This is a genomic window from Calditrichota bacterium, assembly GCA_013152715.1.
GTDB lineage: Bacteria > Zhuqueibacterota > Zhuqueibacteria > Thermofontimicrobiales > Thermofontimicrobiaceae > 4484-87.
Genome location: JAADFU010000049.1, coordinates 23,918 through 34,115, shown reverse-complemented (window position 1 = coordinate 34,115; position 10,198 = coordinate 23,918). Strand labels below are relative to the sequence as shown.

Genomic DNA, 10,198 nt, shown 5'->3' with positions numbered 1-10,198 from the left:
TCTCTGAATCCCGAAGGGATTCAACATTTTTAGACGGTTTAAATCAAAAAGACGACAACTCCGGTAGGAGTTGAACAAAAGTTAAATGTCCAGAAAGTGAAATAAAGTTGTGAATTTCGGGAAATAGCTTTTTCAGATTATTCCCCGGAGATAACTTTTTTATTTTTCGAATCACATCACACATTAGAGTTGATGATTTTGGGGGACATTCAAATCAATTGAAAAAACACTTGAAAATTTGAAATAATTTTGTTATTATTAAGAATGAGAACAACGCAAACTAACTTTAGGAGCGCATAAAGTGGCAGAGCATAAAAGTTTATATCAAATCTTGATCGTCGATGATGAAAAACATATTGCAAAACTCATCGAAGGATATTTGAAGCCGGAAAAAAAATATGACTTTTCCTCGGTCACAAACGGTGAAGCTTGTCTGAAATATATCAGTGAGCAAATTCCTGATTTGATTTTATTGGACATCCAAATGCCCGGCATCGACGGAATTGAAACACTGCGCCGAATCAAGGAGTATGATCCTCGAATTCCGGTCATTATGATTTCCGGATTGGGATCCCTCGAAAAAGCTGTCCAATCAATGAAATTTGGCGCCTACGATTATATTGAAAAACCGTTCGAGGATAGAAACAGATTAATAGTCACCGTAAGAAACGCCCTTATGATCAGCTCGCTGCAAAATGAGATCAATGAATTGAGACAGAACTACGAATTTGAAAACATCATCGGGCAAAGCGGCGCCATGAAAGAGGTTTTTAAATCCATGGAAAAAGTGATCAACAGCAAAGTCACGGTTCTCGTTTTGGGAGAAAGCGGAACGGGGAAAGAACTTGTTGCGCGCGCCATTCATTATCACGACAAGGTTCGTGCCAACAAACCTTTTGTGGCAGTAAACTGTTCGGCACTTCCGGAAACGCTGTTAGAGAGCGAGCTTTTTGGGCATGAAAAAGGTTCCTTCACCGGCGCCATGACCCGCCGCATCGGCAAATTCGAACAGGCGAATAATGGCACGCTTTTTCTTGACGAAATCGGGCTCATGTCTCCGGCGACACAGGCAAAAGTTCTGCGTGTGCTGCAAGAAAAAAAATTTGAACGTGTCGGTGGCAATGATCTCATCGATGTCGATGTCCGGGTTATCTCTGCTACCAACACCAACTTGGAAGAGGCAATTAAGAAAAATGAATTCAGAGAAGATTTGTTTTACCGGCTGAATGTATTTCGCATAAGGATACCTCCGTTGCGCGACAGAAAAGAAGACATTCCTCTGCTTGCCGCTCACTTTATTCGGAAATATTCTCAGCAGGAGGAAAAAGAAATTGTGGGTGTTTCGCCTGAGGCTCTGGAGCTGCTCATGGCGTACAATTGGCCCGGCAATGTTCGCGAACTGGAAAATGCTATCGAGCGCGCCGTAGTGCTGGCAAGCACTAATGAGATCGCGACCAAAGATTTACCGACTGCGGTTCGTTCCATCGGTGAAAGAAAAATTTATGAATCCGACGAAACGCTTGCCACTTGGATAGAAAAATTGGAGGAACAGGCGCTACGCCAGGCACTGCTGGAAAACGAAGGCAATATTTCAAAAACCGCAAAAAAACTTGGAATAGGTCGCGCCACGATCTACCGCAAAGCAAAAAAATATGGTTTGCCGATAAATAAATAGCCCAACGGCAAGCTCTCTTTGAATGATAGCTGATCGCAGCTTTTCTGTGGTCAGCTTTTTTTATGCCTCCAAAATATTCCGAAAAAGGCACAAATTTTGCATTATAAATATTTAAAATAAGACCTGCGAATTATCTGCTCTCTCTTTTTTTTAAATTTGACGGTGAATCCTGCTGACTCGCGAGAGATAACGCCATTAACCGCGCCACACACAACGCGGCAAGCCAACTATAACCGCCCGGTGAATTGTTCGATGCTGATACATTTGTATCACGTATGAACATAATAATTATTTTATTATGTCAAATGCTATTTTTTATTCCTTGTTTTTTGGGCAGTTATCCTGTCTGTAATATCATAACCTCATTAGTTTTAATGGTATAATAATTGCAAACATAGCGACTAATAATTGATCCAAATAATTTTATAACTTTTACTGAAAAGATGTGGGCATGGAGCTTGTGAAATTATTTCCTCTCATAAAGACCATTTGCGACGGTACGTACAGCCCGATGCAATTGACAGAATTCATCAACATTTCCCAGAAAATTGCAATCAGTTATTTAAAATACCTGGAAATCAATGGCAGAAACATTCGCCCGAGAAATCAGGAAAGCAGCAATGAGCTTGAGAACGTGGCAATTGATTGTATCGCCAGTTTATTCATGCGGAATGAAAGCGGTGAATTCGTTCAATTGACGCGATATTTTGGACAAATTATCAATAGTCCGGAACCTCCGGCGCAAGGTCAGCTCTCCAACATGCTCCGTCGTCTGATCGTCAAAAAGACCAAACAGGAATTGTCGCGAATTTTTAAAGAGCGCGATCCGGAAGGTGCCAAAATAATTCGCAACATCAAAGTTGCTATTCGGAATTCTCAAAAATTTTCATCGATTCGAGAAATGGGACGGGAATTTGTCTATCTTAACCCTCGGTTTGATAATTGTCAGACAAGCGAATTTGAAATGAGCGATACGACTTTATCCGTGCCATTGCCCAAAGATTTGAAGAAAAAGACGATTCCGGAAAGGGAATTATTTCATTTTTTTCTGGAAAAATATCAGCCGTCTGATTCGGTTTCTGCTATGCTGGACAAAATTATGAATATCGTCGTCAGCCTGCCGCAATATCATAATTATTTAGCCGTCGATCTTATTGCAAGTATTATCCGCGAAGTGACTTTTCAACACGCCTACGAACAACTTTCCAACGACGTGGATCGATCCACACCCCTTGACGATATTCAGAGTAAAGAAATTGACAAAGTCAACCGCCATGTAATCCGAACAATTCATCAAAAAATTCACTCCCAATATCTGCTAAAGAACAAAATTTCTCCGCAGAAAGCTGATATTTACTGCCGTGCCATCAGCGATTTTGTTTACGAGTTGACTCGCGACAAAGCCACGGATTCCAACTATCAGTATTTGAAAAGATATTTGCCCGCTTTGACGCAAAGGACCTATCGACAAAAGGAACGCTCTATTTTCGAGTATTTGATCAAACTCACGAAGAAATCATTGCGGAAAAAATTGAGTGAATTGTTATAATTTTCCGTAAAATTGGAGGCTTGTTTGTATATAAAATAACAAAAAGACAGCTAAATAATAGCCTTACAAATTCAAAAGCAACGGACTTATGCATTTCAGAAGGACAAACATCCGTTTTGATTTGCACCAATGCATCCGGCGCAGGCAGCGTGCATAAGTCCTTTTTTGAAAAGTGGGACGTAAAGTCCACCAAGACAGCCTCCTATGAAAGAAAAAAAACAACATTCATGCCCTGAAGCGGATATTATCGAATCGCTCATGACGAATCAGGTCATTGAAGATGCGGAACAGAATAGAGTTGCCAATCACTTGCAACAATGTGCGCCCTGCCGCATTATCTTCAACGAGTTGTCTCGTTTTTATACTATTTTCAACGATGAAGCCGCGACACCATTGTCATCAACCATTTTTGATTTACTCAATTCCATTGGCGACGCTGACGCTGAGATAACTGGCGTCCTGTTGAAACCGGTGGAGCCGTTGAACGGCCACAAATCGCTGGATTATTTCGCGCAGGTCGTTGTTTCTTCAAATGCGCAAGCAAACAGTAATTTTCAAAATGTTACGCTGAATCGCGGGGAAATTTTCCTGCGTGCGGTGAAATCACGCGCAACGGGAGAATCGACTCTGTATTTGCTTTCTCCCCATGAGCGGTTGTATCGAAACATTCGCCTACAAATTTCGTCCGAGGGAGAGCAGTTTTTTAGCGATGGGACCGGGAAAGTAAATCTCGGAAAGTTTGACGTGGCCAATTTCGAGCGCCAAATAATTACAGTCTATCTTCAAGACTGATCGTTCGCCTCCGCCGTCGCACCAGATAAAATTGTCAATATTGCGATCCAAACCAAAAACCTGATGGCAAATTGAAACTACAACCATTGACGCCATGAAACTATTCCGTTTATTCGTCATCCTGTGGATTCTTGTTCTATGTTTGCACAGCATGCATGTTTCCGCAGCCACGATTTACACTGATCTCGCGCAAAAAGAAATTCTTCTTGGCGACAAACTGACCCAAACGTTCAGATTTTCCATTTGTCACAAAAAATACCCGTACATTTGGATTATTTACCGCATTGACAAAGGTATTTCTCCGCCGTCGAAAATCATCCCGCCATTCGAAGGCGCAAGTAAATTTCCGCGTCTCGGTGACATCTTAATGAATGAAGATGAACGTCAATTAGTTAATTCTGATAATCGACAAATCGGCGTCCCTTTTAATAAAGAATGTCTTGGCAAAACACAAATCGATCAATGGTGCGCAGACGACTGTCTGATCGTCATAAAATTTTTTCTCCAATCCGGCAGGCCGCGATTTTTAGAAATTGAACCGATGTCGCCGCATGCCGAGTTTGATGATCAAGACATCCCTATATTTTGGTTGGGAACAGTGAGCGCGTCCCGCAGCTTTTCTTATTTAAAAAATATTTTTCGGACGGAGACGCATTGTCAATGGCAGCGGCAATTAGTGAACGCTTTATCGTATCATAATTTGCCCGAAGAATTTTTCCCCTTCGCCAGGAATATTTTGAAAAATAAATTTTCCGACGAAGTCAAAATGGCTGCCATTTCCGGCTTGGGAAACTATCCGGACAGGCGTTGCGTTCGCTTGTTAGCTTTGATCAGCGCGAAAACCGTTTCCGAAAAACTCCGCAGCGCAGCCATTCAATCGCTGGCGCAAAATCAATATCCCGGCGCGCGGCGCATATTGCGCAAGCTTGCCTTGAAAAATCAAAGCGCCGATGTCCGCAAACGAGCAATTTTCTGGTTGGGTCAAATTGGCGACAAAAATTCCATTCGCACGCTTGTGTCAATTGTAACGAACGGCAAAAACAGAGCGATTAAAGAACATGCCATCTTTGCCATTAGTCAACTCCCGAACGACGTCGGCAAAGCGATTTTGCGGAAGATCGCCGTGGAAAATCCGGACGCAGACTTGCGCGAAACTGCAATTTACTGGATAGGGCAGACCGAAGAAGAAAAAAGATTAGAGTTCATGATTGATATTTTCCATTCCATGCAAAATTGACAAAAAAAATTCCGAAGATGGGTGCTTTCTTCGGAATTTTTTTTATGACTCAACTCGACTATTTTATTTTACTTCGCTCGCCTGATCCTTCTTTTTCAATCCCACTTTTTTCTCTGCCGCTTCGAGCTGTTTCGGCGAATAATTCAGCCTTTCTTTGCTTCTCAGAATTTTTTTAGCCTTTCTTTTTCTCATTTTCAGTCCCTCCGTTTATTTTTAAAATTCGTCATCCGTAAACTTTATCGCCGGATATTCGTGCAGTTTGGTTTTGAAAATTCGCTTGATTTCTGCCAGTTTTTCCTCGGTTTTCGCTTCAAATCGTAGCACTAAAACCGGCTGCGTGTTTGACGCTCGCACCAGACCCCAGCCGTCGCCAAATTGCACGCGTGCGCCGTCAATGTCAATGACTTCATATTTTTCTTTGAATGATTTCACCAGGTCTGCAACGATATCAAATTTTTTTTCATCCGCGCACTCGATGCGGATTTCCGGGGTGCTCACGAAAGCAGGGATTTCATCCGCCAATTGAGATAATTTTTTATCGCCGGCAGCGACCATCTCCATCAATCTGCCGGATGCGTAAATTGCGTCATCGTATCCGAAAAAATCGTCGGCAAAAAAGATGTGGCCCGACATTTCGCCGGCAAAGGGAGCATTTTCCTCTTTCATTTTCGCCTTTAACAGCGAATGCCCCGTTTTCCACATCAGTGGCTTGCCGCCGAATTTTGTGATGTATTCCGGCAAGGCCTGAGAACATTTCACATCAAAGACGATCGTTCCTCCCGGGTTGCGCCGCAAAACATCACGGCTAAACAGCGCAATAAGTCTGTCAGCGTAAATGATGCGGCCTTTGTCGTCGATAGCGCCAATTCTGTCGGCGTCGCCGTCGTAGCCGATACCCATGTCGGCGCCGTTGTCCAGAACCGCTTTTTGTAAATCAACCACATACTTGGGTACAGTGGGATCAGGCAAATGGTTGGGGAAATTGCCGTCCGGCTCACAGTAAAGACAAATCACTTCGCATCCCAGATCCCGCCAGATTTCCGGGGCGATCACTCCCGCAGTCCCGTTGCCGGCGTCAATCACTATTTTCAGCGGCTTTTTCAATTGAATTTTTGATTTAATCATATCTTTGTAGTCCGGCACCACATCGACTGTTTCGACCGATCCTGCGCCTGTCAAAAATTCATTCTTGTCAATGAGCGCGCGCAATTTTTGAATCTCCTCGCCGTAGATTGCGGCAATGCCTTCGCACAGTTTTAGACCGTTAAATTCGATGGGATTGTGGCTGCCGGTAATCATGACACCGCCGTCAATATTGAGATGAACAATGGAAAAATAGAGCACTGGCGTCGGCACCACGCCGATGTCGATGACGTGCGCGCCCGTGGACATCAGCCCGCGAATAAACGCCTGCTGAATTCTCGAAGAAGAAAGCCGCACATCTCTGCCCACGGAAAATTTCTTCAGTCCTTTTTTGCCCAAATACGTGCCATAAGCCTTGCCGATTAATTCGATATTTTCATCGGTCAACTCGGTGTCAGCAATACCCCTGACGTCGTATTGTCGAAATATATTCGAATTCATTTTCACGCTCCTTTTACTTTTTATTCAAATCTGATTTATTTCATCCTCATTTCGCCCAAAACATGCGCGGCAAGCCATTTAAATCAGGCACGATCTCTTTTTGCCTGAATTGTTTGTTTTTTGAAAAAATTTGCAACACAGCGTCTCCCTGCGAGACGCCAATTTCCAAAATCAGTAGCCCGTCGGGCAGAAGAATTTTATCCAATATTTCTTGCAAGCGTCGGTAACAATCCAGTCCGTCATCGCCGCCGAACAGAGCAACGCGCGGCTCAAAATCTCTGACCTCGCGCGGCAAAGTTTTCATTTCCGCTTTGCTGATGTACGGTAAATTACCGACAACGACGTGAAATTTCCAAAAATTTTCGGGCAGCGGAGAAAAAATATCCTGTCTGATAAATTGAATTTTATCGTCGACTTCATTCCTTGCCGCATTCTCTCTGGCGACAGCAAGCGCTTCTTCATCCACATCAATCGCGGTAATTTTCGCAGGCGGAATATTTTTTGCCAACGCCACAGCGATGTTGCCGCTGCCGCTGCCGATGTCCAAAATTTTTATTTCATCGACATCAGGAAAAAATTTCGCATAATTTTCAATGATAAATTCCACCAAAATTTCCGTTTCGGGCCGTGGAATCAATGTTTTCGGCGTGACCTTGAACTGAAGCGAAAAAAATTCAGTTTCACCCAGCAAATATTGCAGTGGCTCGTGATCTACGCGCCGCTTCAGCAATTCGCGCAGCCGGTCAAGTTCCGCAGGGGAAACAGGTCTTTCAAAATTCAAATAGAGCTGCACGCGATCCAATTCCAACACCTTTCCCGCCAGAAGCTCCGCATTGAGACGCGGATTTTCAATTCCTTTCTCCTGCAAAAAATCGGACATGAGTTGAATCAATTGCAGAACGGTGTATGTGTTGGCGGATTTAGTCATTGAGTTTCAACAAATTTTAATCTTTCCGCGCGGTCAGCAATGAGGAGTTGTTCGATCACTTCATCCAACTCACCCTCTAAAATTTTATCTAACTTATACAGCGTCAAATTAATGCGGTGGTCGGTCACGCGATTTTGCGGGAAATTGAACGTGCGAATTTTTGCGCTGCGGTCGCCCGTGCTGATCATGGAACGCCGTTCGGCGGCTAATTTTTCCTGCTCTTCTCGTCTCGCTTTTTCGTACAATCTCGCCCGCAAAACTTTGATCGCTTTCGCGCGATTTTTGTGCTGAGACTTTTCATCCTGACAAGTAACGACAAGACCTGTCGGAATATGCGTCACGCGCACCGCCGAGTCGGTTGTGTTCACGCTCTGCCCGCCGGGGCCCGACGAACGGTAGACATCTATTTTCAATTCATTGGGATCAATTTTCACTTCAACTTCGTCCATTTCCGGCAACACCGCCACGGACGCAGCCGACGTGTGAATTCTTCCGCTGGCTTCGGTTTCCGGAACGCGCTGGACGCGATGGACACCAGCTTCGAACTTCAATTTTCCGTAGGCATTGGAACCCGTGACCTGAAAAGAAATTTCTTTGAAACCGCCTCTTTCTTGCGGATGCGAGCTGAGGACTTCTGTCTTCCAGCCTTGGCGTTCAGCATATTTGAAATACATTCGCGTCAAATCGCCGGCGAACAAACAAGCTTCATCCCCTCCGGTACCGGCGCGAATTTCGATAATCGCATTTTTTTCGTCTTCAGGATCTTTGGGAATGAGCAACATTTTCAATTCCTGTTCCAATTCCTCTTCCTGCGGCTGCAGCTCTTTGATCTCCTCTTCTGCCAATTCAGCCATCTCCGAATCGTCCGCCTGATCGACGATCTCGCGGGCTTCCGCTAATTGACGGCGAATGGTTTGTAATTTATGAAATTTTTGCACAATTGGCGTCAATTCGCTTTGTTCTTTGGAGAGTTTTCGAAATTGGTTTTGATCTTTGAAGATGTCCGGGGCGCTCAACAGTTTGCTGAGCTCCTGATATCTCGCTTCTATTTTTTCTAATTTATCAATCATATTCAGCCACTCCAATCACGCTTGTTGCTGATTCACATCATCCGCCCAGACGACGTTGGTGTCTCCTGTAAATTTTTCTCCCAGACTCCCTTTTAGCGCGACAATTGCCACTTCCAACATCGAGTCGTCTGGTTTCAGAGCGGTAATGCGTTGCAGCCACAGTCCCGGCAAGACCATTAAGCGAACGATGGGGTTATTCATTTTTTTGTCAGACAGTTTGATCGCTTCATAGGAAATTCCGCCGATGAGCGGCACAAAAGCCAGCCGAATGAGCCGGTCGGCAATGGAATCAGGTCTTCCCAGCGTCAAGAAAACCAAAATGCTGATGAGCAAAACTGTCATGATGAAACTTGTTCCACAGCGCGGATGGTGAGGCTTGTAGGGTCGCGCATTTTCAACAGTCAGTTCTTTACCGTCTTCAAAGGCAAAAATGGTCTGGTGTTCCGCGCCATGATAGCGAAAAATGCGCTGGATATCCTTCCAGAGCGTAATCACGCCGAGATACAGTAAAAAGATAGAAATTCGCAAAAACCCATCCACTAAATTAAACCAAAACCCGCTCTTTATTCCCACCAAACCTGTCAAAATCAGCGGCAAATAAAAAAACAACGCCAATCCCGCAATGAGTGAAAAAGCCACGGTTCCCGCCAACCACAGTTTGGAGAGCCCTTTATTTTTCTCGCTATGTTTGGATTTCTCGCCGTCCTCAGCCACTGCAATATCGCCGGAAAAAGTTAGCGCCTTGATCCCTAAAATCATGGATTCAATCAACACCACGGCGCCGCGAACGATGGGCAATCCCCATATTTTTTTCCGCTTCGTGAAAGACTCGTAGGGATCACTTTTCAGGATGATTTTTCCATCCTGACGCCGGACTGCCACAGCGACCCGCTCTGGCGAACGCATCATGACGCCTTCGATCACCGCCTGTCCGCCAACATTAATTTTTTTCTTTTCTGCCAAATTCTTTTCCTTTTTTTAAATAGTCGCCATTTTCATTTGGAAATAAAAAAACGGAATAGCTGATCCAAAAAACAAGATCAGATCGTATTCCGCCTATTTCAAAGCTGAGATAACTATGAGTTCTGGGGATTTTTGTCAGCTTCTTTATTCAATCCATACTTTCTCATAAATTTTTCTACGCGTCCGGCAGAGTCAACTAATTTCTGTTTGCCGGTAAAAAACGGATGACAACTAGAGCAAATTTCCAAATGCATGTCCCCTTTGGTGGAACGAACCTGGAATGAATTGCCACAGGCGCAAGTCACCGTCCCCACTTTGTATTCCGGATGAATTTTCGGTTTCAAAAGAATCAACCTCCTCACACAATTTATTTTAGTTAAATCTCATGTTATTGTCTTTG

Annotated in this window: 9 protein-coding genes; 4 read left to right on the top strand and 5 right to left on the bottom strand. The window is 44.1% G+C overall.

Annotated elements, in window-relative coordinates; translation table 11 throughout:
• Nucleotides 1–301 precede the first annotated feature (301 nt).
• The 4 genes from GXO74_04460 (at nucleotide 302) to GXO74_04445 (ending at nucleotide 5,253) form a co-directional block, all read left to right on the top strand.
• Complete coding sequence (locus tag GXO74_04460) at nucleotides 302–1,675, top strand: sigma-54-dependent Fis family transcriptional regulator (GenBank protein NOZ60913.1); 1,374 nt, start codon at nucleotides 302–304, stop codon at nucleotides 1,673–1,675.
• Nucleotides 1,676–2,135: 460 nt separating this feature from the next.
• Nucleotides 2,136–3,224, top strand: coding sequence for a hypothetical protein (locus GXO74_04455; protein NOZ60912.1), 1,089 nt, complete (start codon nucleotides 2,136–2,138; stop codon nucleotides 3,222–3,224).
• Between the two features lie 204 nt (nucleotides 3,225–3,428).
• Entirely contained in the window at nucleotides 3,429–4,016 is a 588-nt protein-coding gene (locus GXO74_04450) for a hypothetical protein (protein NOZ60911.1), read from the top strand.
• A 94-nt stretch (nucleotides 4,017–4,110) separates the two neighbouring features.
• A complete protein-coding gene (locus tag GXO74_04445) occupies nucleotides 4,111–5,253 on the top strand; it encodes a HEAT repeat domain-containing protein (protein NOZ60910.1) in 1,143 nt (380 codons plus the stop codon).
• Between the two features lie 213 nt (nucleotides 5,254–5,466).
• Here the strand turns inward: GXO74_04445 and GXO74_04440 are convergent, their stop codons facing one another.
• The 5 genes from GXO74_04440 to rpmE form a co-directional block, all read right to left on the bottom strand.
• Entirely contained in the window at nucleotides 5,467–6,837 is a 1,371-nt protein-coding gene (locus tag GXO74_04440; GenBank protein NOZ60909.1) for a phosphomannomutase/phosphoglucomutase, read from the bottom strand.
• A 46-nt stretch (nucleotides 6,838–6,883) separates the two neighbouring features.
• Complete coding sequence (gene prmC / locus GXO74_04435; GenBank protein ID NOZ60908.1) at nucleotides 6,884–7,765, bottom strand: peptide chain release factor N(5)-glutamine methyltransferase; 882 nt, start codon at nucleotides 7,763–7,765, stop codon at nucleotides 6,884–6,886.
• Nucleotides 7,762–8,835, bottom strand: coding sequence for a peptide chain release factor 1 (gene prfA / locus GXO74_04430; protein NOZ60907.1), 1,074 nt, complete (start codon nucleotides 8,833–8,835; stop codon nucleotides 7,762–7,764). The genes prmC and prfA overlap by 4 nt, the downstream gene beginning before the upstream one ends.
• Before the next feature lie 15 nt (nucleotides 8,836–8,850).
• The gene (locus tag GXO74_04425; GenBank protein NOZ60906.1) at nucleotides 8,851–9,744 is read right to left on the bottom strand and encodes a DUF1385 domain-containing protein; all 894 of its coding nucleotides are present in this window, start codon (nucleotides 9,742–9,744) and stop codon (nucleotides 8,851–8,853) included.
• Nucleotides 9,745–9,911: 167 nt separating this feature from the next.
• Nucleotides 9,912–10,142 (bottom strand): 50S ribosomal protein L31, encoded by a 231-nt coding sequence (gene rpmE, locus GXO74_04420; GenBank protein ID NOZ60905.1) that lies wholly within the window; start codon nucleotides 10,140–10,142, stop codon nucleotides 9,912–9,914.
• Nucleotides 10,143–10,198: the final 56 nt, after the last annotated feature.